This window comes from Bradyrhizobium sp. 14AA, from assembly GCF_054185205.1.
In genome coordinates this window covers 220,304-244,303 of the sequence record NZ_JAVAYM010000002.1, presented here as the reverse complement: position 1 = coordinate 244,303, position 24,000 = coordinate 220,304, and the positions used below count along the sequence as shown (strand labels likewise).

The 24,000-nt window shown below is 59.5% G+C and carries 16 protein-coding genes and 1 pseudogene; 14 read left to right on the top strand and 3 right to left on the bottom strand.

What is annotated here, in order from left to right; all coding sequences use genetic code 11:
• The first annotated feature begins 14 nt into the window (after positions 1-14).
• From RAD15_RS06175 to RAD15_RS06155, 5 genes and pseudogenes are all read left to right on the top strand, one after another.
• Positions 15-779 carry a class II aldolase/adducin family protein gene (locus RAD15_RS06175; RefSeq protein ID WP_458175451.1) on the top strand — a complete coding sequence of 255 codons (765 nt, stop codon included), beginning with the start codon at positions 15-17 and terminating at the stop codon, positions 777-779.
• Between the two features lie 1,015 nt (positions 780-1,794).
• Positions 1,795-2,679 carry an MBL fold metallo-hydrolase gene (locus RAD15_RS06170; RefSeq protein WP_458175450.1) on the top strand — a complete coding sequence of 295 codons (885 nt, stop codon included), beginning with the start codon at positions 1,795-1,797 and terminating at the stop codon, positions 2,677-2,679.
• 247 nt (positions 2,680-2,926) lie between these two features.
• Positions 2,927-4,229: pseudogene (locus RAD15_RS06165) on the top strand (PQQ-dependent sugar dehydrogenase).
• Between the two features lie 351 nt (positions 4,230-4,580).
• Positions 4,581-5,420 (top strand): 3-keto-5-aminohexanoate cleavage protein, encoded by an 840-nt coding sequence (locus RAD15_RS06160; protein ID WP_458175448.1) that lies wholly within the window; start codon positions 4,581-4,583, stop codon positions 5,418-5,420.
• Positions 5,421-5,592: 172 nt separating this feature from the next.
• Positions 5,593-6,216 carry an RraA family protein gene (locus RAD15_RS06155; RefSeq protein ID WP_458175446.1) on the top strand — a complete coding sequence of 208 codons (624 nt, stop codon included), beginning with the start codon at positions 5,593-5,595 and terminating at the stop codon, positions 6,214-6,216.
• Here RAD15_RS06155 and RAD15_RS06150 read toward each other — a convergent pair.
• Complete coding sequence (locus RAD15_RS06150) at positions 6,141-6,992, bottom strand: IclR family transcriptional regulator (RefSeq protein ID WP_458175444.1); 852 nt, start codon at positions 6,990-6,992, stop codon at positions 6,141-6,143. The two genes, RAD15_RS06155 and RAD15_RS06150, sit on opposite strands and share 76 nt — an antisense overlap.
• 353 nt (positions 6,993-7,345) lie before the next feature.
• On the opposite strand from RAD15_RS06150, the gene RAD15_RS06145 reads away from it, so the two are divergent.
• From RAD15_RS06145 to RAD15_RS06135, 3 genes are all read left to right on the top strand, one after another.
• On the top strand, positions 7,346-8,599 hold the full coding sequence (locus RAD15_RS06145; protein WP_458175442.1) for a 3-isopropylmalate dehydratase large subunit: 1,254 nt from the start codon (positions 7,346-7,348) through the stop codon (positions 8,597-8,599).
• A 2-nt stretch (positions 8,600-8,601) separates the two neighbouring features.
• Positions 8,602-9,150, top strand: coding sequence for a hypothetical protein (locus RAD15_RS06140; protein WP_458175440.1), 549 nt, complete (start codon positions 8,602-8,604; stop codon positions 9,148-9,150).
• Between the two features lie 225 nt (positions 9,151-9,375).
• Entirely contained in the window at positions 9,376-10,098 is a 723-nt protein-coding gene (locus RAD15_RS06135) for a Crp/Fnr family transcriptional regulator (protein ID WP_458175438.1), read from the top strand.
• Positions 10,099-11,980: 1,882 nt separating this feature from the next.
• Here the strand turns inward: RAD15_RS06135 and RAD15_RS06130 are convergent.
• Positions 11,981-13,576: a porin gene (locus tag RAD15_RS06130; RefSeq protein WP_458175436.1), complete on the bottom strand. Its 1,596-nt coding sequence runs from the start codon at positions 13,574-13,576 to the stop codon at positions 11,981-11,983.
• A 750-nt stretch (positions 13,577-14,326) separates the two neighbouring features.
• Here RAD15_RS06130 and RAD15_RS06125 point away from each other — a divergent pair.
• The 6 genes from RAD15_RS06125 to RAD15_RS06100 all read left to right on the top strand — a co-directional run bounded on the left by RAD15_RS06125 (position 14,327) and on the right by RAD15_RS06100 (position 22,975).
• The gene (locus RAD15_RS06125) at positions 14,327-16,366 is read left to right on the top strand and encodes a methyl-accepting chemotaxis protein (protein ID WP_458175434.1); all 2,040 of its coding nucleotides are present in this window, start codon (positions 14,327-14,329) and stop codon (positions 16,364-16,366) included.
• A gap of 1,060 nt (positions 16,367-17,426) precedes the next feature.
• Positions 17,427-18,350: an alpha/beta fold hydrolase gene (locus tag RAD15_RS06120; protein ID WP_458175432.1), complete on the top strand. Its 924-nt coding sequence runs from the start codon at positions 17,427-17,429 to the stop codon at positions 18,348-18,350.
• Positions 18,347-19,267 (top strand): ABC transporter substrate-binding protein, encoded by a 921-nt coding sequence (locus RAD15_RS06115; protein WP_458175430.1) that lies wholly within the window; start codon positions 18,347-18,349, stop codon positions 19,265-19,267. Before RAD15_RS06120 ends, RAD15_RS06115 begins: the two co-directional genes overlap by 4 nt.
• On the top strand, positions 19,264-21,660 hold the full coding sequence (locus tag RAD15_RS06110) for a xanthine dehydrogenase family protein molybdopterin-binding subunit (protein WP_458175428.1): 2,397 nt from the start codon (positions 19,264-19,266) through the stop codon (positions 21,658-21,660). Before RAD15_RS06115 ends, RAD15_RS06110 begins: the two co-directional genes overlap by 4 nt.
• Complete coding sequence (locus RAD15_RS06105; RefSeq protein WP_458175426.1) at positions 21,657-22,157, top strand: (2Fe-2S)-binding protein; 501 nt, start codon at positions 21,657-21,659, stop codon at positions 22,155-22,157. Before RAD15_RS06110 ends, RAD15_RS06105 begins: the two co-directional genes overlap by 4 nt.
• Entirely contained in the window at positions 22,154-22,975 is an 822-nt protein-coding gene (locus RAD15_RS06100; protein WP_458175424.1) for an FAD binding domain-containing protein, read from the top strand. Before RAD15_RS06105 ends, RAD15_RS06100 begins: the two co-directional genes overlap by 4 nt.
• A gap of 279 nt (positions 22,976-23,254) precedes the next feature.
• On the opposite strand, the gene RAD15_RS06095 is transcribed toward RAD15_RS06100, so the two are convergent.
• Positions 23,255-23,992, bottom strand: a complete 738-nt coding sequence (locus tag RAD15_RS06095; protein ID WP_458175423.1) for a GntR family transcriptional regulator — start codon at positions 23,990-23,992, stop codon at positions 23,255-23,257.
• Positions 23,993-24,000 lie beyond the last annotated feature (8 nt).

Here is a 24,000-nt window from a genome sequence, read left to right as displayed (position 1 = left end):
ATGTGAGAAATTCCATGGCACTTTCCAATCGCTCCCCCACAGCTGTTCGTTGTAGTGCTCAGGAATGGACAGCGCGTGTCGACCTGGCGGCTGCATATCGTCTGATGGCGCATTTCGGTGTCAGCGACCTTAGTTACAATCACCTCTCGATGCGGGTGCCAGATGCGCCAGATCAGTTTCTAGTTAAACCGGGCGACTGGATGTTCGATGAGGTTACTGCGTCCGGTCTGTACAAGTTCAGCTTCGATGGCACGCCGCATCAGGACGGTCCGCCATGCCGTGGTGGCCAGCTAGTGATTCATGCCGGTATTCTCGAGGCGCGGCGGGATATCAACGTCGTGTTCCACACGCACACGACCGCCAATACTGGCGTTTCGGCGCAAAAGCACGGCTTGTTGATGCTAAGCCAGCATGCAATGGGCTTTTACAATCGCATCGCTTATCATGAATTCGGCGGCTTTGAATTCAACCTAGATCAGCAAGCGCCGCTGCTGCGTGACCTCGCACAATATCGCTACGCAATGCTTCGCAACCACGGCGCTCTAGTTTGTGGCGAAAACGTGCCGCAAACGTTCGTCGATCACCACTATCTGGAAATGGCGTGCCGCGCACAGATCGCCGCATTGGCAGGCGGCGCTGAAGTCACGATCATTGCTCCCGACGTGTGTGAAAGGGCAGCTCAGCAGTATGAGAATATCGACCCCCAAAAAAAGGGAAGCAAGGATTGGCCGGCTTGCTTGCGACTGTTGGAGCGCCTTTATCCAGAGTTCAGAGCCTAGAGTCGGTAATCACGATCGGCTCGCTGTTGGGTAAACGCTCCAGCGTTGAGACGCGTTCGAACGACTCGCTTGCGTCGGAGCCTCGAGTTTCCATTCGCCGGGTATCTCTTGCAAGTGGACCGCGGCGTCGCGCTGGCTTCTCGGGGCCAGACAAGCCGCGACCAGGACTTCATTGAAGCGTTCCATGGCTGCTTCCCCGGACGGAGCGCTCGAACACACCCAGGGCCGGTAGCGGTAGCGCCGAGCCAACGAGCCCTGTCACCGCGGCCGACCCCACTCTGTACTTTCACTTCCGGTACCAGCTGCTGGGCGACGAAGCCGATGTGTTGCGGCGGATCGGTACTGGGGGTCTTCGGGACGAACGGTGGAACGTCGGCAGCTGGATGATGTCGACCGTCGTCGGGTCGCGCGTGTTCCTCCCTTCTGCGGTAATTGCGGCAGAGCAGCCATCTGATGCGGCGCATTGGAGCCAGCGGGGCGGCTTTGATCTACTGCTCTACTGAGCAAAGTCACGAACGAGAAAGTGTGGCGTGGGGTCACCCGCAAAGGCCGTGCGGCCTATATGCGCTTGAGTGTTGGCTTGTCGCGAACTTCTCCGATTTCAGCATCCGCATGGTTCCTGTGGTCGGGCAAGCTCAGATAGAACGAGCATGGAATTGCCTCAGGTAATGCGCGAGTTGCAACTGCCATATAGCTGTTATTTCAAAAGCGATCTCGGAAAGGTTGCCATGGCCCATTAGAGAAGGATCAAACTATGCGAGCAACCGTTCCAAGGAATGCAGCGTGACCATTGAACAGTCGGCTACGCGCCTAACAGGCGGGTCGGGTACTGTCAGGCGATGCCTGCTTCCAAAGACTGAACCGCCGCTAGCAGTGAACGGAGAGGCAATACGTTTCACCACCCCACTGGGCAGATTGCGTCTCCGACGTCCACAGTGGCGAAGCTAGCGAAAGCTCTTTGGTCCGGAAGCATTCAATCAACTTGTAAATCGATAAAAATAAGGATCTGGCGCGAATGTTGAAACGTCAAAAGTTCGGCGAGGCCGAGCTCTTCCAGATCTTCGAAATATGCGCACCGATCACAGATCGGCGCGCGATGCTGCCCGGGCTGTCGGATCGCGCCTTGCAGGAGCATGCTGACCTCCTGACGGACCAGTACCGCTTTTGGAGCGCAACGAGCGACCGGCTGATTCTCGCGATAAAGATCTTTGTCCTGAGGCTTGGTAATCTCACGATCCTGATCGACACAGGGGAGGGCAACTTCAAGACGCGGCCGGCCCCTTGGTCGCACAATCTCAATACGCCGGTTTTAGACTGGCTAGATGCAATCGGGGTACCACCAAGGCAGGTCACGCACGTGATACATACCCACCTCCATCATGACCACGTGGGTTGGAATACGGTCAGAGAAGGAGATGAGTGGGTACCTCTTTTCAAGAATGCCGAGTACTTCGTGCCGGCCGTGGATTGGAATGATTCGAATGATCGCTTCAATACTGGAGACAGAAGCGTCAATCAGAATTCATTCGAGGATAGCGTTCTTCCAATTGCCAAGGCCGGAAACATGCGTCTGTTCGAAGCCGGCGATGTGATCGCAGGGCATCTCAAGGCCACGGGGGCAATTGGTCATAGTCCCGGTCAGGTGAACCTGACGTTACAAGAAGGCGGACGAAATATCATTTTCTGCGCCGACGTCTTCCACTCCCCGATCCAGGTGTTCTTGCCCGAAGTCAATAGTAAATGGTGCGAGCTGCCAGTCGAAGCCCGTAACACTCGCAAGAATCTCCTCGAGACGGCTGCCAATTCAAAAGCACTCCTGTTCCCAGCGCATTCAACGGTCTCGGAAGGGTGGCTAATCGACAGGGTCGGCGCCGGCTATGCCGTCAGTTTTTCTGCGTGACGACGTTTGTCGTTCATCTCTCTTGTCTCGCGAGACGCTGCAGTTGCTGTTGCTTCCGTGACTCGAGAGTGTCGTTTCACTTCCGCTTCAGTTCCAGTGTGGTGTGGCTCGCTTTACGAGCTGTTTGATGGGGTGGGGTTTGCCTATGACGCGTCAGCCAAAAGTGTAAGGGCCTCGAGGAGAAGTCGAAGCATCACGATCAATGAAAATGGCGGCGGACACTTAGAAGAATCATATCGAGGACGCCATGATCTTTTCCAGGAGTTTTGCTCGGTTGGTCGCGCTGATTGGAGGAGCTGCGCTTTTGTGGCGCCGGACGCAAGGCATACCGCACCAAGCGGCGTGGGGGGCTACGCCAGCCATTCCGGTGGGCAAGCCCCAAGGGAGTATTCCTACCCTGAAAATGCCGACGGCGCGGGGATGGGCCGACGGGCAATTGCCGACGCCGGCGCGTGGGCTCAAGGTCAATGCGTTTGCCACCAAGCTCAATCATCCACGCTGGATGTACGTGTTGCCAAACGGTGACCTCCTCGTGGCCGAAGCAACGCAGGTCGTAAAGCCTCCAACGAGTCTGTTTGGTTATGCGGTACAGGCGACGATGAGGCGGGCCAACGCGCTTGGGGTCAGCGCGGACCGCATCACTCTGCTGCGCGACGGGGACCGCGATGGCATCGCTGAAGTGCGTTCGACCTTTATGGAGGGATTGAACCAGCCATTTGGCATGGCATTGGTTAGTCGGACGTTTTATATCGGCAACACCGACGGTATCGTGGCCTTTCCCTACTCCGATGGAGCGGATCGTATCCCTGGGTCGGGGACCAAACTTGTCACGTTTCAAGCCGGCGGGCACTGGACCCGAAGTCTGCTGCCGAGTCCCGACGGGAAGAAGCTTTATGCGGGTGTCGGATCAATGACCAATATCGCTGACATGGGCTTAGGGGTGGAGAAAGGCCGCGCCGCAATCTACGAGCTCGATCTTGCAAGCGGCACCAGCCGCATCTTTGCAAGCGGCCTTCGTAACCCGGTGGGCATGGCTTGGGAGCCAGGTACCGGCGTGCTGTGGACGGTAGTCAACGAGCGGGATGGCCTCGGTGACGAGACGCCACCCGACTATCTGACTTCAGTACGGGATGGCACCTTCTATGGCTGGCCGTTTTGCTATTGGGGGCAGATTGTGGACGATCGAGTCCCGCAGGATCCGGCCATGGTCGCCAAAGCCATCACGCCTGACTATGCGCTGGGGGGGGCACACCGCTTCGCTTGGCCTGTGCTGGCTGCCGGCGGATACGTTACCGGGATTTCCGGAGGGCATGGTGATCGGCCAGCATGGTTCGTGGAATCGCAGTACCCTCAGTGGCTACAAGGTCGTGTTTGTGCCATTCAAAAATGGGCAGCCGTGCGGCCCGCCGAGCGACATTCTCTCGGGATTCCTCGCTCCCGACGAGCGGGTGTCCTACGGTCGGCCGGTGGGCGTCACGCTTGGACCCGATAGCTCCCTGCTCGTGGCTGATGATGTCGGTAACGTCATTTGGCGGGTTACGGGCGCTTGAGCTCCTCTATCGCGATCCGATTGGTCAATGCAGAAAGGTGTGAACGCGACAGCATGTCGGGAAGCCCGCGATCAACAACCTTACTGCCACAACGCAGACGGGCTCGTTTGCTTTGGCCTCGCGGTCGCGTTTCCGTGGCAGCCCGTCGGCATAGAGTCCCACACAAGTGATTGTGCGGCAGGCTAGGCAAGCTCTGTCCGATAACGCGTATCGCCCGCAGCCCGACTATGATTACGCAGCTACGCGCGTATAACGGTTATATCAAATTCTGATCTGAAAACCTCAGTGGCTCTAACCTAAGAATTTCTACCCGAGTTCAGGTGCGGTTTGCGCTAAGGCAGGAAAAACACTATGGCCGATACCATCATCAGCGTGGCGCCGACTGGCGCGTTTCCGACCAGGGAGCATAACCCTGCCATCCCGATGACCCCGCGCGAAATTGCCGATGACGTTTATGAGTGCTGGCAGGCCGGATCTAGCATCGCCCATCTGCACATGCGCGATGACGCCGGCAAGGGTACAATGGATACGGGGCGCTTCATCGAGACCGTACATCGCATCCGTGAGCGCTGTGACATCGTGCTGAATCTAACCACTTCAGGCGATTTCAACGCCAGTGATGAGACCCGGATGGCCCATCTGATTGAGCTCAAGCCCGAACTCGCCTCTTTCGACGCCGGCACGATGAATTGGATGCACTCGACCTTGTTCATCAATCACCCGAAGTTTCTCGAAAGACTCGCAGCCGTCATGAACGAGCATGGCGTGAAACCAGAGATCGAAGTGTTCGATTCAGGGATGTTCTATACCGCCGCCCATTACATGAAGAAGGGTATCCTACATGGTCCCGGCTTCTTCCAGTTCGTGCTTGGCGCCGCTGGCGGAACCGCTGCAACTGTCGAGAACCTCGTGTTCCTCAAGAGCTTGCTGCCTGCGGACGCCGTCTGGTCGGCGTTCGGAATCGGTGCCGGGCATTTGCCTATCCTTCTAGCGACGCTCGCGCTTGGTGGCCACATACGCGTCGGCATGGAAGACAACGTATTTTATGCCAAGGGCCGCCTGGCCAAGAACAACGCAGAGTTCGTCGCCCGCGCGGCGCGTCTCGTCCGCGAAGCCAATAATGTTCTCGCAACTCCGGCCATCGCCCGGGAGATCCTCGATCTTCCGTCCCGGGCCTCGTTGGCAGTCTAACGAAATGGCACGAACGTGAGAGCGCGGTTGGTTGATCGTTCAAAGATGGTCGGGACCCTTGAGAGAAGAGGCTACGACCCGATGCGCGCCAAAGACGTCGCAGACGGCGCAATCCTGACCTCCGCATTGGGCAGGATTGCCGAGCTAACCGAAGCGAAGACAAGGGGGTAGCGTGAGTTATTATGCGGCCAAGCAAGATCCAGCGGTCGAGGCGTTGCGTGGTTACGCCGCGGCGACACTCTACGAAGCCAACGGAAAAGGCGGCGACTGCGGGCCGGATATCTTCTCTGTTGTTCCGGGCAAGCAAATGATCGGGCGCGCGGCGACCGTTCGATGCCTGCCCGGCGATAGTCGTGGCGTGATCGAGCTCATCGCTACGGCCGAGCCGGGGAGCGTTCTCGCGATCGACGTCGGCGGCTCGCCCTTTGCGAGCGCTTGGGGTGGAACCTCGTCGCTCGTCGCAAAGCAGCGCGGCTTGGCGGGCGTCGTCACCAATGGCGCGGTACGCGATGTGGCCGAGGTGCGAAGCATTGGGCTTCCGGTCTTTGCTGCCGGCTATTCGGTTAGGGGTACACAAAAGAGTAGGCCCGGCGAGATGGGAATCGCTGTGGCGATTGGCTCGGCGGCGATCGCTCCCGGCGACATCATTTCTGCTGATGACGATGGCGTCGTAGTCGTGCCAACCTTGCGGATTGACAATGTTATTGTCGCCGCGGCAGCTCAGAGAGAGCGCGAAGAAGAGATAGAACGCCGGGTCCGCGACGGAGAGGATTTAAGACGAGCCTTGGGATTGTAGTCTGTAACCTGGGCGGCTCGCTCCTCCGGGCGATAGCCAAGCGCTTCGGACAGTTGCGCGCCTGCGGATTTTAGAACGGACAAAAGCTGTTTATGGCGCGACGGCACCAAACGTGAAGACGCCATTGCGCAGCTCAATGATGCGATGGGTCGGCGGGCCCTGTTGAATACCGGGACCGCGCAGGCCGTGATCCCAAGGATGGTTTCTTCATGAGAGTAGGCACATCCGTCGCTGCGGACTTTTGCAAATTCGCCCATGATTTCCCCGATATCGGTTTTCGTAGTCGGCGTCAGCTTTCTGCGCTCGGATCGCTGCAGAATCTCCCGTGCTTCTGCCCCGTCGAGAAAAGCAAGGACGACCTTGCCGCTCGCGCTGCAGTACATCGGGGTTCTGTCGCCAATCTGCAGCGAGTGCGCCAAAGGCGACGGCGGCGCGTCAGCGCACACCACGATCACGTCAGTATCCTTTACGATCGTCAGGCAGGTGAATTCGTTAGTCTCCCTAAAGACACTTTGGACGACGGGCTCGCCCATGCGCACGATATTCAGGCTCCGCAGAAAGGCCTGGGACAGAATGAGGCACTGCGAATCTAGCTCGTAGCGGCTGGTTGCCTCGTCGATCCTGACGTATCGCATATCTAGCAAGTCTCGCATCAAGGCGGTCAGACTGCTTTTCGGGATCCCGAGCTCCTCGGCAATCTCAGAGTGAGTTGGGCCGGTGCCGCGCTTTGCGATGAACTCCATGATCTCGAGAACGCGAACCGCCGATTTTGCCATTGCTCGAACGTCCTATTTCTTCAGGCTTGTAACGGATAGCACGGGAGCATGACTAAAACCAATCGCTTCCGTCTCCAGCACCTTCCATGCGAGTGTATAGTGGAACGGAACGTTGATCGCGCTACCCGTCGATTCATTCAACCGCGCGATAATCAGTCGGTCAACATCGGAAAGCCGTCGCCGTCTGAAATTGGCGGGCGCATTTGAGTCGAGACGCGCTCTTGGGGCGTGGCAAGCGAGGTACCGCGGTGTTCACATACACGAACAGTGTTTGTGTTGACGAACGATCGGTGTCCGCATAGCATTCATGCAATGCGGTGCTGTCGCTCCTCAGCAACCCGTGGGGAAATGCAATGCAGCTTACATCGGCCGAGAAAATCTTGTCGCGCGTATGCGGCCGCACTGTTCGCGCGGGCGAAATTCATTACCCGGTTCCCGAACTCGTGACCGTGCACGACTGGTACGCAAACAACTGCGCGCAGGGGCTCGATGAGTTTGGGGTCGAGCGGCTGTTCGATCCCTCCATCGTACTCGTAAGTACCGACCATGAGCCTGTTGCTACTTCGCTGCATGCGACAATGCGTCAGAAAGCCGTGAGGGACTTCGTTAGGCGCTTTAAGATTGGTCGATTCTACGACGTCGGACGCAGCGGCCTCGGCCACGTCTTCCCGATTGAACTCGGGATCGTCAAACCCGGCATGTTTGTGCAGGGTTACGATACCCATCTTACTACCTTTGGGGCCATCGGCGTGCTTGGCATTCCCGTGCTGAATGAGATCGTCGAGGTTCTTGCGTGTGGATCGGTCTGGACATCTATTCCGGAGACACTTCAGATCGAAGTGTGCGGAACCTTGTCGCCGGGCGTAACGGTACGCGACGCCGCCCAATGGTTGATCGGGCACGTTCCAGCAGATTTGATGGATGACGCGGTCGTCGAGTTCATCGGGCCAGGCGTCGCCGCCCTGACTGTCGACCAGCGCTGCACGCTGGTAAATACGCCGACCGAACTGGGGTCCAGGTCCGCGTACATTGCGCCTGACGCCCGCGTCTTCGCATATCTGGCGGAGCGCAACCTTGACCAGGGCGACCAGGTTTCGTCGGATGACGGCGCCAAGGTACGTGAGCGCATCGTGCTCAACCTCGACAGTTTGGAGCCTCAAATTGGTTGCCCGCCGCGTCCCGATCTCGTCAAGCCTGTTAGTGAAATTGCAGGACGTGCGATTCAGCACGCCTATATTGGGTCGTGCGCCTCCGGATACCTCGATGATCTTCGCGCAGTCGCCAGGATTCTGGATGGTAAGAAGCTCCATCCCGATGTGCGCATGTTTATCACCCCCGTGACACAGAGGGTCGCGCAGGCCGCGGCCCAAGAGGGGCTCTACGATATCTATCTCGCTGCAGGTGCCGTCGTTACAGCGGCCGGGTGCGGCGTCTGCGCCGGTGGGCGCGTCGGCGGCGTTGGCGACGGCGAAGTCTCGATCGGAACCGGAACGCGAAACGATCCCGGTCGCCTCGGTGGTATGACAGCAGAATTGTATATAGCGAGCCCGGCGACCGTCGCGGCATCAGCCCTTGCTGGACGGATCGTCGATCCGCGTGGATTATGAACATGGAGCATACTTGGATTTATCAAGGTCGGTGTTGGAAATTCGGCCATGACGTTGCGGTCGACGGCGATTTGATGCCTCTTGAATTCGCGTTGCGTCGCGAAATGTCTCCGGAGGTGTTGAAGAACCACATCTTCTCCCGGTTAGATCCTTCGCTGGCGAAGTCCATTCAGCCAGGCGACATCGTGGTTGCGGGCAAGCGTTTCGCGCAAGGCAATCCTCATATTCAAGGCCTGATCGGGCTGCGCGGCGCCGGTGTCGGGCTCGTGGTCGAATCGATACCCAGCGGAAGCTATCGCAATGCGATTAGCGCGGGGCTACCTTTTCTTCCGCGATGCGAGAACATTCTAAACGAAGTCGATCAAGGCGATCTTCTGCGCGTCGACATTTCTACTGGTGAATTCACCAATGAATCTCGCGGCACGCGAAGGAATTTCAACCCGTTGCCCATACCCATCTTGGAAATCATTGCAAATGGCGGCTGGAAGGCAAGCTTCCGTGCCCGGCTCGAGCGCGAGAAGCAAGAAGATCAGTCCCACGCAGATAGGTAGTTCAGTCCAAGATCTGCTCGCGGCAACGGGTTAGGTGAAGCTGTGCAATTCTCGCCGATCGCTGACAAGGCGTTGCGCGGCTAACTTGATTATCGTGGAGGGTCCGGAAACTGCCTTGTTGTACTCATCGCGAGTGGCTTTGTTGGCGAGTGAATGCGCCTCATTGAAATTTGAGAATGTTGCAGCGGCGAGTGAATATTCTGATTCGATAGCAGGTGAAACCACATGCTTACGCAATGGCGAAATGGGCAGTTCGTTAAGAACGCAATTTTGCGAGCTCTTTCGCCGTCTGACTTTGATTGCATTCGCCCCGCTCTTAAGCGCGTCGTGCTCCCGCGGCGTTTTGTGTTGCAAGAGCCGAGGAAAACCATTGATTCGATATATTTCGTCGAGACAGGAATTCTTTCACTAACAACTCTTACCGCTGGTTCCGTCCTTCAAACTGCGATGGTCTGCTCCGATGGATTTGCTCCAGCGTCGATCGCTTTTGGTGCGAGGCGAGCGGAGCAACGATTGACAGTGCTAGCCCCCGGTGATGCTTGGGCAATTGGGTTTGACCATCTGCAATGCTCGATGCACGATCGCCCCCAAATCCGCGAGCATCTGTTGCAATACAATCAATGGTTGATGGTCCAAACTTCGCAGGTCGCTCTTTGCGGTGCGAGACATCAGCTAGAACGTAGATTAGCGTGCTGGCTCTCGTTGGCGTGCGATGCGTTAGAGGGGCGAGCCCTTCCGGTAACTCACGACGATTTGTCAGAGATCCTAGGTTGGCGTCGAGCAGGGATCACCGAGATGCTGAGCCGATTTGAAGAACAAGGGATGATTAAAAAAATGCGCGGGATGCTTCAGATATCGGAGAGGGAGCAGCTAAAGCTAAAAGCCTGTGCTTGTTACAGGGCGATCGCGAGCGCTCGCGCATCGAGCTATACCCACGAGAATTCCTGAACGTCAGAAATACTACCGTCTAAAGCGAGTGGATTGCGTGAGGCGCACTCCGATTGGAAGCTTTATTACCTAAGATCATCAACCTTCGGGCCAGACTTGTCGTTACGGACTGCGATAAGCCCGTGACTATGGTCCCTAATTCGAGGAAGGATGGCGGCTCGTTCCATCATGGAATGGTAGCCGTTGCTCGGCGGCGGCATTTTTTCGATGCGATCAAGAGCCGCCGGTTGTCGACTAAATTAAGCCAGCCATCTCGGTGGCCTCGAAGCTGCCCCAATGCTCGCACGGGCGGACCAACTCGCCCTAGTTAAAGACCGTTGGATGGTTTCGGCAAGAGCGTTTTCGTATGAATCCGCGACTCTGCCGACAGATCACTTCGCGCCAGCATCGGCCGGACGCTACCATACTCAACACCAGCCGCATTGGCTGCCGCTTGTCGCTGTGGTGCACCAGGCGCCGCAATGTTCGGCCGTCTATTATGCGATGCCGGCTCCGGGTGCATCAAGCAAGAAGCTGGCGTCGACGTGCGTGAATCCGCCCCCACACTATCCTGCGGGCTTAGGCGTCGATCACAATGGCGACGTAGTAAACCGGCGGAGGTCGCGACAAGGGTGATGCGGAGCCAACGGACGTTTGACCTTGAACTTTGAACTGGCGATTGACGTAAGCAAGCGGGCACGGTGCGTCTTTGTCGCTTATCTTGGTCTTGAGCGCTTTGCCGAGAATGACCCGTTGCTAACACTTGTACCGCATCAGTCGTGTCGCCGTACAACGGGCGACGTCAAAGCCTTCGCGCCCTAGCTGCCGGCAGATCTTGCGCACGTCTTTCCGATCTGATGCGGTTCGGTCTCCGATCTTCAGGCCGGCATCCTGCCTGGCGCTCACCGACAGCTTAGCTAGACCGCGTCGTTTCGCCGCCACATGGGCGTTTGATCGAGTGGCGATCGGCAAGACCTTGCAGATCGGCTAGGAGCGTGACCGGGTTTGGTCAAGCTCCGGTATCGTACCTGTTGTGACAGAGATCGATCATGCCTTGATAACTTTACACCTCCATCTGTTCGCTTTCGTTCAGAGTTTTCGCGCCGAGTAAGCGCAAAATCTGTCAAATTACCGATGCGAGCCTCGGGATGATCCGCACCGCCACGTTCGGAGCACCGGGTTGGTGAGTTCCTGCTAAGCTTGATGAAGGAGAGAGGAAAACGGCTCTATAAATCGATCTAACACCTCCAAGAAGGCCTCCGGCATGCCCGTTGGAGGCCTTTTCTTACGAAGGCGGAGGAGTTGCTGCAATCTACGTCGGCTTCGGCGGCTCCACAGCACGCGTTCCACGGCAGGGCAGCTTCACTCGGAAGTTTTTAAGAAACGAGCCTCGCAAGTTTTGGCTGGATGTAGCCGCCGATCTGGGCTGTCGCGCCAGCTGCGAGATCCTTGGTCTGAGACAGTAGGATGATGATGACGCGCTACGCCTCGTCCGACGCGAGTACGTTGGAGACGCCGCAATGAAAGTGTGGTGATTGATAAGGCGGGCTTTTCTGGAATCAGGGCAGGCGCATGACCTCCAAGCGTGCCCCTCCTTGGGCAAGTAGCAGCCTCTCGTCACCACCGCCTCCGCGACAGGCAATCTCTGGCTCTGAACGAGGCGGACACCCGCTGACATGGTGCCCGTGAAGTCTGCTGTGGAGGCGGGATATAAACTCGAGACCGATCTGAGCAAAGGCAAAGATGGCCGGGCTCATGAATGACCTTGGTCCATCGCTTCATAGAGTCGTCCTACAAAACCCGTGCCTAACAGAATGGCCCCCGACGGGCACGTCGGGGGCCATCTTGGAGGTCTCTAGCTTACGTTAAGCCTTATCGTCTCCCTTCGCTGGTGTAAGAAGCATTACCAGTTGCGCTGGGCGCGAAGGAGCAGAACAACTGAGTTCTGATCCTTCAACTCGTACGCGGCGACCGGCTTGGCTGGAACGGCGAGCAGAGCTGGAGGGGTGATCGTACCGGAGTACTTCTGGTCGAGATGGGTCCAAGCCAAGTCGGCTGAGAAGGTCAGGTTCTTCACAGGAGTCCAGCGGGTGACGATGCCAGCCTGACCGATGTTGAAGTCCGGGTTACAGGTGGAGCCGGGCGACGCGATCGCGCCGAAGACTGCAGCGCCACAAACCGTAGTCTTGGCAATCCCGGGGAGCTGAGCAGCCGCGTAAGCACCATACACCGCGGTGTTCCAGTAGGGATCCCAGTTATGGGTGTACGCACCACGGAAGCCCCAGGTCTTCACGCTTTCCTGCGAGCCGCCCGTAACGAAGACGGTGTCAGGAGCCGAAGCGAAGCCGATGCTCTGGTAGGCGATGTTCGAGCTGCCGAACATAGCGAATGTGCTGCCCCCAAGGGGCGTGAAGTTGTAGCGGGTCGCGCCATCCGTATAGACGGCCTGCACGTTGATCGTGTCACCGGCCCCGGTCGGGATGTTCTTGATCGACAGAGCGAGCTGGACTGCCCAACCCCACTTGTCGGCGGGGTGACCGGTCGTCTCAGTCGCGCCGTAGTAAGCGACGTGGTTATCATGCGCAGCCACCGACGCCTGGAACAGACCCCAAGCCTGGTCGACACGGACCATACCGACGAGGTTCGGCGAACGCGAGCCGCCGATGTTGCCGGTGTTGGCAACGCTGCCGGTGAATAGACCGTACGCCGATGCACCGCTCAGGTTCAGGTTACCAGCCTGGAAGTACTGCGTCGCGTCCTCAGCCGAGAACGAAGCCGTCACGCCCTGACCGAAGTCGGCGGTATAAGCGAACTGATTTACACCGGTCACCGCGTTGCCGCCACCGACGAGACCATCGAAGATGTTGCCCGGATAACCGGTCCAAGGAGCATCGAACTGCGAGAGCGCCTTACCCATCGTGAAGCCGGCGAATTGAATGAAAGCGTAGTACACGCCGAGCGATCCAGCGTTGACGTTGCCGTCGGTGCCGTTCACCGAGCCCGAGCCCGAGCCGTAGAGGGTAGTGGCACCGCTGAACGGGTTCGTGCCGGCGACGAGCGTGCCGCTGTAGGCGGTCGCGCCGCTGCCGCTGTTAGAGCCGACATAGTTACCAGTCGTCCATGTAAAGACGCCGTCGAAAAACGTGCGGACCACGCCATATTCGGTCGCGGTGCGCGTGTCGATGTTGAGATCCTCACGAGCGCGCATCGTGTAGTAGTTGGTCAGACGGTTGAACGCACCGTTGGCGCCTTGCGAGCTGACGTTTTGATTGGGAAGGAAATCAGAGTTGGTGCCCAGCGCGACTTCTGCGCGGAGATAGCCACCCAGCTTGATGCAGGTGTCAGTGCCTGGGATGTAGTAGAAACCGGCACCATACAGCGAGCAGATCTTCACATATTCGACTGCCTTAGCCTTGACCGGCAGATCGGCAGCCTGTGCGCCGCTCGCGGCAATCATCACTGCAGCCGAACCCAACAAAAGGTTCTTCACCATCTTCATGAAACGTCTCCGAGTTGTTCAACCTCAAAAGTGGCAGCGCATTGTCGAACAAGAGCAAGCCACTTTCGTCCCCAATCAATCTTTCCTCGAACGCCCAGTGAAACACGGTGCTATGGACGTCGCGGTGCGGATCATTCCGCCGCTCGCGTCACCACGTTGACAGATTATTGCTCAGTCGGTGCGCAAACTCTGCGCGGAAGCGGACAGACAGAGGCGAGCAGTAAGCAAGGCGTGATCGATTTGTGTCACTAGTGTACGATACCGAACATGTCGCATGCCTTCTAACCTTCATAGCTGACCTCGCCTACCCGATGCTCGACCAAAAGTGCGCTCCCAACACCGGAGTTGCTCGAGGGACGAATGGGGTAGGTATCGCCAAGCCGACGGCGACTAGGGAGTTAAGAGGCCTGCTGAAATCAGATCGCCCATACACAACAGCATAGCTTTGTGTCGCCGTCTTGGAGCCTGTGATGCTGACTCCGTGAAGGCCCGCGCGGCTACTCTCCGGCCCTGCACCAAAGCTCGCTTGCACTCGCCGAGGAACGACGACCATCAACTTGGCAAGAGTGACAGGAAACTTAGAAGGCAATGGTGGCGAGGACGAGCTGGAAGAAATTGTAGTCGATTTCGTACCAAGTGATACAGTTCGCATACAGCTCTTTACTGCCGCTTATCGATTCTGCCCCAGTTTGCACATTGCGCGAGGCGAGGCGCCTCACGCTTACGGCTGTTCAAAATTGAGGTGGTGGGATGTCCGAGCTGATGGTGGCGCCGTTCAAGCGCGCAGTGATTCCAACCCTTAAGTTTCGAGCAAAGATTATTCTAGGCTTTGCCGTGGTTCTCATCATCTCGGCGGTTAACATGACTTTCGCCTATCTTGGCTTCGAGCACGTGTCGTCTGTCGTTGGCTCTTATCGCAATAGCGTCTCGGAAGCGGATCGTGCCCGCAACATCGATCGCGAGTTGCTCGCTTACCGGTCAACTGTCCGCTATTTCCTCGTAGCGGGCACGGACGACGATGCAAAAGCGGCCCTAGATGCCGAGGTCAGCCTGAAGAATACGATCGATCATGCGATCAAGCACGTCAAGAACCCGGCGCGCTTGGACAGTCTCGATAACCTCGCCAAGGAATTTACCGATTTCACCACGACGTTTGGCAGGATCTTGGCGGCCAAGCGCGAAAGCACGCTCATCGCGCAGAACCAACTATCCCGGAATGCCAATCTTCTGAAATTCAAACTCGACAGCATCGCCGACAGCGCCTCCGATGGCGAGGCGCAATCGATCGAAATCGGCATCAAGCAAACTAACACCCACTTTCAAACCGCTAGCGCGGCTGCGGGCAACTTCGTCCTCAACTCCAATCAGTCGGCGGCCTCGAGCGCGCTGGCGCGGCTGAAATTCGTCGAGGAGTCGCTGGGCGCGATCTATTCGATTGACGGCAGGATCGTCTCCGGCCTGAAGGATGCTAAAGTGCTGCTTGCGGCTTATCGCGAGGCGCTCGAGAAACTCATTGCCAATGCCAAGCTGCTCGACGCGCTGACGACCGAGATGAGCGGCTCGGCTGGCGCTATCATGGAGGGGGCGACCGCCATAAAGTCGGATCTCGTCTCCGAGCAGCAGCGGCTGGAGGCTGAGTCGGAAGGCACAATCGGCCAAACCGAGCATTTGATCCTGATGTTGGCTGCTGGCGGCACGGTGCTTGGCACCGTGCTCGCCTTCCTACTCGGCACCGGCATCTCCCGTCCGATGGTCGCGATGTGCAAGGCGATGCGGGGACTGGCATTGGGCAATTTCGACGTGGTGCTACCGGGATTGGGGCGCGAGGATGAACTGGGCGAGATGGCTGAGGCCGTGGAGCAATTCAAGCTGCAGGCGCTCGCTAAGGCCGAGCGTGATGCGGCTGCGATCGAAGCGCAGAACAGGGAAGCCAGCACGGCACGGCGGGTCGAGTTGATCCGCTTCGCCGATGTTTTCGAAAGTGCGGTTGGCACCATCGTCTCTAACGTCTCAGCTTCCGCCGTGCAGCTGGAATCCGCAGCCTCAACCCTGACGCGGACGGCGGAGACCACGCAGACACTGTCGAGCCAAGTCGCGTGCGTCTCCGAACGGGCGTCCTCCAACATTCAGTCGGTCGCGACCTCAACTGAAGAGCTCTCAGCTTCCATAGAGGAGATCGGCCGCCAGGTCCGCGCCTCCAGCCGTATCGCGGAAGCCGCGGTGTTGCAGGCGAGGGAGACCGACAGCCGCATCGGCGATCTGTCGCACGCCGCCCAGCAAATCGGTGAGGTCGTGAGGCTGATCACCGCCATCGCGGCGCAGACCAACCTCTTGGCACTTAATGCCACCATTGAGGCGGCCCGCGCGGGAGAAGCGGGGCGAGGCTTTGCGGTGGTCGCAAGCGAAGTGAAATCCCTGGCGAGCCAGACCGCGAAAGCCACAGACGAGATCTCCTCGCACATCGCGGGCATACAGGGCGCGACAGCCGACTCGGTCGAAGCGATCAAGGAGATTGGCGATACCATCGGCCAGATATCTGCCATTGCGACCTCGATTGCGAGCGCGGTGGAGCAGCAGGGCGCCGCCACCCAGCGGATCGCGCGTAGCGTCCAAAACGTGGCGCACGGAACCCAGACTGCGGCCACCGACATCGGGCAGGTCGATCAGGGTGCAGCCGAGACTGGCACGGCCTCACAAAGGGTGCTCAACTCGGCCAAGACGCTCTCGGCCGAAAGCACGCGCCTGCGCGCCGAACTCGATCGCTTCATGGCAAACGTACGGGCGGCTTAATAGCTTGTTTGAATCGCAGGGCTTCTGCCGACGGGGCGGCCGCCGTTTGCGGGTCCGACGTTCGGCGGCCCGAATGCCGTTTCATGTTGCGGCCCGAGTGAACATGACCCTTTTGCTCATCGCCTATTCCCTTTTGTATGCGGCCGCCTTGATTGGGCCCTAAGGAGATAGCAAGGCAGGCGGGAAGTGTGTCTAGGAGACATTCTAGGGAAATTGCAGATGAAGTAGCGCCGGCAATTCAGGCGGCGTCGGCCATCCTGTCGAGACGGGCCCGAATTCGCCGCGCTCGATGCGGTGATGGCGTCGGTGTATTTCCACGACTAGCTTTTCGTCCCTGCCCGGCGGAATCGCGCGGCTTTGTGGAAAGGTCATGAGCCTCAATCGCGACACGTCGTCCGAGATAATAGCGCGAAGCAGCCCATAGATGCGGTTGGCTAAATCCGACTAGGCCTATCGTGCAGTTAGAGCGATCACGATGCGGTCAGGCGTCACTGCGATTTGCTTGCCGTCAACACCAACAATCCAATCGCTCTCATGATTGCTGCCGTTCGGCCGCGATCACGTCCAGCATTGCCGTGATTATGGTCTCGGCGCAGGCTCGGTAATAAGTCCCCAAATCGTGCCCTTCGGTCAGCGCACTGCCATTCTTGCGCTGCGCGACCGCAGTGGGAGGGAAAGAGGCGGTGTGCCAGGGGCCCGCTGCATCTGCAGCTAGTCTTTGGTGAGGAACACGCAGTGATGGAAGCGGACAGAAGACGAGTCGTCGCGACTGGCGCGCCGGCCGTCCAAAGCCTCGAAGCATTGGACATAGAGACTGGAACTCCCGCTCCCGCCGGCCGATCGGTAATCGCATGCGGGCGGCATTTTGTTCTCCAGACCACGCGATCGATGTTGTTGCAGCGCTCAAGCCCAGGAATGCGACGCCGGGCCGCCGAAAGGGCGTGGCTGGCGGCGGCTTCCCTGATCGTGGTCCGACTAGGACCGATGGACGATGTATTGTATTGTACTACAGTATGGTAGTAGTATAGACATGTCGAAGCTGGCCTGACGGAGCAGTCGCGTGTCCGACGTGAACCAAAGCATCAAAGCAACTTTCTTTCGGGATGCGAACTCAGCGGCGCGCCCCGGCGTGCCGAAGGAGGTTTCAATGAGCACCAGGATCGCGCCTATGCCCGCCCGACAGGATTTGGCGAGGGAGGTCGTCCGCGATGGGGCGGCCATCTCTTATTCGCTTCTTAAAGGAACCGGTCCGGCGCGGATTGCGCTCGTGCACTCGCTGGCGATGGATCATCGTTTCTGGCTACCGGTCGCCGAGCGCCTGAAGCAGGCTGGGGAGGTGCTCGTCTTTGATTGTCGCGGCCACGGCGAGTCCTCGAAGATCGGTGCACCATTCACGGTCGAGCAGTTCGCCGACGATCTCGCCGACCTCTTTGATGCGATCGGCTGGGAGAACGCCGCGGTAGCAGGCGCTTCGATGGGCGGCACGATTTCGATTGCCTTCGCACAGCGATACCCCCAGCTGACCAAGGCGCTCGGGCTGATCGACACGACGGCTTGGTACGGGGAGAAGGCGTCCGAACAATGGGAGGACCGCGCACAAAAGGCGATTGCTGGCGGGCTCGATGTCCTCGTCCCGTTCCAGAAGAGCCGCTGGTTCACTGCGGGCTTCGCCGAGACCCACGTGGAGGTGCTCGATGAGGCGGTCTCGATCTTCCTCGCCAACGACATCGACGCCTATGCTGCAACCTGCCGTATGCTCGGCGCGGCGGACCTGCGCGTAGGCCTCACTGCCATGTCAATGCCGACGCGAATCCTTGTGGGCTCGGAGGATTACGCGACCCCGGCGGCAATGGCCGAGGCGATGCGCGATGCCATTCCGGGCGCGACGATGCAGGTCCTCGACGGTGCGGCGCATCTCACGCCCCTCGAGCGGGTCGACGAGGTGTCCACGATGCTACTCTCGCTCATGGAGGTCGCAGCGTGAGCAAGCTCTCGGTCATCGCTTTTCCGGGCGCGCCTAATCTGCCGGTCTTCGCGGCAATGGAGCGGGGCTATCTAGATCATGCCGGCATCGAGCTGGATTTCCAGACGACACCCAGCTCCGTCTTCCAGTTCGAGCAGTTCGGCACCGGCAAGTTCGACGTCGCCTTCACGGCCTTTGACAACGTCGTCGCCTATAGCGAAAAGCAGGGGGTGGCGATGCTGCCGACCCAGCACGACTACCGCGCGGTGATGGGCTGCACCCAACTCGCGCTCAGCTTCGTCGTTTCACCACACATTCGGACGCCGGCGGACGTGGAGGGCCGGAGCTTGGCGGTCGATGCGGTCAACACCGGCTTCGCTTTCGCCCTCTATCACATGCTCTCGTGCTCGGGCGTAGCCCCCGAGCACTATCAGGTCGCACCGGTTGGCTCGACGCCGGACCGGTGGCGGTCCGTCAAGGAAGGCGTTCACGACGGCACGATCACGATCGAGCCGTTCACCAGCATCGCGAATGCCAATGGCTTTCCGACGCTACTGAACAGCAGCGACTTCCTCCCGAACTACCAAGGCGGGGTCATCGCGGTGCGCCGCGACTGGGCCGAAGCCAATGGCGATTTGCTCTCGGCGTTCCTCGGCGTTTACCGTCGTGGCCTCGACTGGGTGCTCGATCCCGCCAACCGGGAAGCTGCGGCCGCGATCCTCGCTGCGCGCATGCCCGAGATCCAGCCAAAGGTGCTCCAAACGGTGATGCGCAGCCTGTTGTCGCCCACCTCTGGCCTAACGCCGAACGGCGCGATCTTGCGCGATGGGGCGCGCGCAGTACTCGACCTGCGCACGCGATATGGTTCAGGAGCCGAGCCTCTGACCGACGTAGACAAGTATCTCGACCTGCGTTGGATGAAGAACGTCCCGGCATGACGCCTTATCGTAAGATGGATATCATCAAGTCGCTCCGCGCAGTCGGACAGCCGCTCAAGCGCAAGGAAGACGAACGGCTGATCATCGGCAAGGGGCGGTTCACCGACGACTTCTCGCTACCAAACCAGGCTTGGGCAGCGATCGTCCGATCGCCGCATCCCCACGCGCGCATCCTCGGGATCAATGGCTCGGCAGCGCTGGCGATGGAAGGGGTGCTCGGCGTCTTCACCGGCGCCGATGCGCGAGCCGACGGCCTGGGCGAAATCCCGCACAATCCCGTACCATCGACTGATTTCGACGTGAAGCTCACCGGACGCGGCGGGGCGCCTATCTATATCGGTGAGCATTATTTGCTGCCGTCCGACCGCGTGCGGTATGTTGGTGAGGCAATCGCGATGGTCGTCGCGGAGACCCGGCAGCTCGCTTACATCGCCGCCGAGGCGGTGTTGGTAGACTATGAGGAACTGCCCTGGGTGGCGGACAGCCGGAAGGCGGCGGAGCCCGATGCTCCCAAGCTATGGGATGCGATGGAGGACAATGTCCTCGTCGACTCCACCTTCGGAGACATTGCCGCTACTAATGCGGCCTTCGATGCGGCGCACGACGTCGTCGAGACGACGTGGGTGATTCCGCGCGTCACGGGCGTCCCATTGGAGCCCCGCGCGGCGCTTGCCTGGTGGGATGTCGAGACCGAGCGCTATACGCTATATGCCGGCAGCGGCAGCGCGGTTCGCCAAAAGCATGAGATCGCGAAGGTGTTCGGTGTTGAACCTGCAACGATCAGGGTCGTCTCGTTCGACGTCGGCGGCAACTTCGGCACGCGCAACCGGACCTACGTCGAATTCGGCCTGGTGATGTGGGCTTCGAAGAGGCTCGGCCGCCCGGTCAAATTTCGCGCCGAGCGTTCGGAGTCCTTCCTCACCGATTATCAGGGACGTGATCTCGTTTCAAAGGTTGAGCTCGCGCTCGATCGCGACGGCCGCTTTCTCGCGATGCGGGCCGATAATCTCTCCAATGTCGGCGCTCGGTGCGTGTCCCTGTCGCCATTGTCCAAGGGCTCCGGGCTGATCACGGGATCCTACGACATAGCAGCCGCAACTCTGCGTTCGCGAGCGGTTTATACCAACACGATGTGCACTCAAGCATATCGGAGCTCCGGGCGTCCCGAAGTTTGCTTCGCGATCGAGCGTCTGATCGACAAGGCGGCGCGCGAGCTTGGTTACGATAGGCTTGAGCTACGCCGGCGCAATCTCGTGCGACCCGACCAGATGCCGTATCGAAACGCAATCGGCTCACCGTACGACAGTGGTGAGTATGAGAAAAACATGGATCGGTTGCTGGAGATCGGCGACTGGACGGGAGCGCAGTCGCGTCGCGACGAGGCGGTGGCGCGGGGCAAGCTCTACGGGATCGGTTTCGCTAATTACGTTGAGAGCTCGATCGGTTCGCCCAAGGAGCGCGCTGACATCATCGTCCATCCCGAGAAGGGGATTGAGGTGATCATCGGTACCCAGCCGGCGGGGCAGGGGCATGAGACGAGCTTCGCCCAAGTTATGGCGGATATGCTAGGCGTCCCGTTCGACGATGTGACGATCACGCTTGGCGATACCGACATAGTGACGGCCGGAGGTGGCACGCATTCCGGGAGGTCCATGCGGCACGCCTCGGCAGTTATGGCGCTCGCGGCAGAGGATCTAGTCGAGAAGGCGAGCGCGATTGTTGCCGAGATCCTCGAGGTCGAACCTGCTCAGGTAAGCTTTGCCGATGGACTGTTCGGTGCGGCCGGGACCAATCGTAAGGTGGGCTGGCAGGAACTCGCAGTGGCCGCTGCTGCCCAGTCACCGGAAGGTCTGCGCGTGCGTCGCGACAACGAGATGCACCAGCCGGTCTTTCCCAACGGCGCCGGAATGTGCGAGGTCGAGATTGATCCGGAGACGGGCGGCATCGATATCGTTCGCTATGCAACCGTCGATGATGTCGGCCGCTGCATCAACCCACTGATCGTTCACGGTCAGACCCATGGCGGGATCGCGCAGGGCGTCGGCCAAGCGATGTGGGAGGCGTTCCCGATCGATCCCGACAGCGGCCAGCCTCTGGCCGGTTCGTTTACCGACTATGGCATGCCGCGCTCGGATAACTTGCCCTCGTTCACCTGCGAGATCGCAGAGGTGTATTCTCCGACCAACCCGTTCGGCGTGAAGGCCGGCGGCGAGGGCGGGACCACACCTGCGCTAGCGATCATCATGTCGGCGGTCGAGGATGCGCTTGCGCCGCTTGGCGTCGAGGAAATCGTGATGCCGGCAACTCCGCTCAAGATCTGGACCGCGATCCAGATCCTTAAGTCCAAACGAGCCGAAGCCAGGCAGCTGACCGAAGAGGAAGGCGTGACATGATTACGGTGTCGATGACTGTAAACGGTGAGGTGGTCTCGCGCGACGTCGAGGATTCCACCCTGCTCGTGGAGTATCTGCGTGAGGGACTCGGGTTGACGGGCACCCACGTCGCCTGCGACACGACGCAGTGCGGCTGTTGCACGATCCATCTCGACGGTATCTCGGCCAAGTCATGCGCGGTTCTCGCGGCGCAGGCGGAAGGGCACGAAGTGACGACGATCGAGGGGCTTGCTAGCAAGGACGGCTCGCTCCATCCATTGCAAGAGGCGTTCCGCACCTGCCACGGTCTCCAGTGCGGCTTCTGCACGCCCGGTCAGATCATGGCCGGTGCCGAACTGATCCACACGTGGGAAGGGCCGCTCGACGAGCACCATGTGCGCGAGGAGATGGAAGGTAATCTCTGTCGTTGCACCGGCTACCACAATATCGTGAAGGCGATCCTGTTGGCGCACCGCCAGGTCCACGGAGGCACCGCAGTCGCGGATTCAGCGGCATGAGCATGTATCCCTTCAAATATCGGCGGCCGAGGAACGTCGAGGAGGCGGTGCAGCTGTTTAATGCTTGCGATGATGCTTGCTACATCTCGGGCGGCCATACTCTACTCCCAACCCTGAAGGCGCGATTGGCGCAGCCCTCCGACGTCATCGATCTGTCGGCACTTCCCGAGTTGAGAGGCATCGAGGAAATCGCAGGGGGAATTCTCGTCAGGGGCGGTACGGTCCATTCGGACGTCGCCGCCTCTCCGTTGGTGCGTTCGAAAATCCCGGTTCTCGCTGGGCTCGCGGGGTCGATCGGCGACCGTCACGTCCGACATCGGGGAACGATTGGCGGCTCGGTCGCCAACAATGACCCGGCGGCTGATTATCCGGCCGCGGTGCTAAGCCTTGGTGCCACCGTCGTGACCGACCGCCGCCGGGTTTCAGGCGACGATTATTTCATCGGCCTCTACGAGACTTGCCGTAAGCCCGGCGAGATCGTTACTGGTGTTGAGTTCCCGATCCCGGACTCGGCCGGATACGCTAAGTTCCGCAACCTTGCGTCACGCTATGCGCTGGCGGCGAGCTTCGTGTGTCGGACCGGCGACGAAGTCCGCATCGCGGTGACCGGCGCCTACAATACGGGCGTCACTCGTCCCGCAGCGCTCGAGCAAGCGCTGACCGCGGAATTTGCCGAAATCGCGATCGAGCCGCTCGACATCGATCCTGAGGACATGCTGGCCGACCCTGCGGCAACGGCGGCTTATCGGGCGGCACTCGTCAAATCCATGACCAAGCGGGCGGTCTCTGGACAGGGCGCGATCCAAGTCTTCAAATAGAAGGCGCGCCGGCTCTCCATTGATGTTTGACTTCGGTATATCAAGTCAGATGATGCGCCGAAACCAGCTTCTTCGCTTCACCCTTGAGCTCCAATTCGTAGGCAAACGATGATCGCCGGGGCACCGCTCGAGTGACGGCCGCTCGTCGGGCATCAGCCGCGGCCAGTTCGTCCTTGCGCTTGGCCTTTGCGCGTCTAGCACTTGACGCTCCATGTCCTGTCAAACCACATCGTAGGACCTCTCTACCCTAGGGCGGAGAGGCTCGTTTCCTCCTGCCGATTAGGCGGACTGCATCCCCTTGGTTCGACGAGCGGCAACGGCGCGCGTCTGCTCCGGCGTCGCGAGGGAGGAAAGCGCCGTCTTGTCAAGTGCGGAATTCGCTGCGTGGGCGACGTGAGCCGCGGCGGCAGCAGCGGCGGCGCTCTGGTCTCGCGCCTTGATCGCCGTCACGATCGCGTCGATCTCGGCGATGCTCTGCTTCTGGCGTTGCGGCCGGGAAAGAGACTGGCTGCGCAGGCTCGAGGTGCGCAACGTTAGACGGTCAATAATGTCCAAGGCGATTGTATTCCGCGCGCCGTGGCACATCTGATCATAGAGCGCACGCTTGCTGCGGATTATGTCCTGCACGGAGCCGGTGGCGTAGGCGGCCTTCAGGTTGTCAGCCAGACCAGCGAGCGCCGCAACCTCCTCGTCGGTTGCCTTCTCAGTGAACTGGCCGGCAACAAGAGCCTCTATGACACCCCTGATAGCATAGATGTTGTTCGCCTCGTCGGGGGTAAGCACCGCGACAGAAAGTCCCCTGTTGTCGCTCGCGAACACACCAATCGCCTGCAACTCACGCAACGCCTCGCGTAGCGATGTCCGGCTGACACCGAGCCGCGCGCACAACTCACGATCCACCAGTCTTTGACCGGGTTGCAAATTGCCCGACTCGATGGCCCCGCGAAGCGCGACGATGATCTGGTTCCTCAGTGGGGCCGGCTCGTGACGCAGCGGCGCTAACGCCTCGCTATCCATTCCGCACA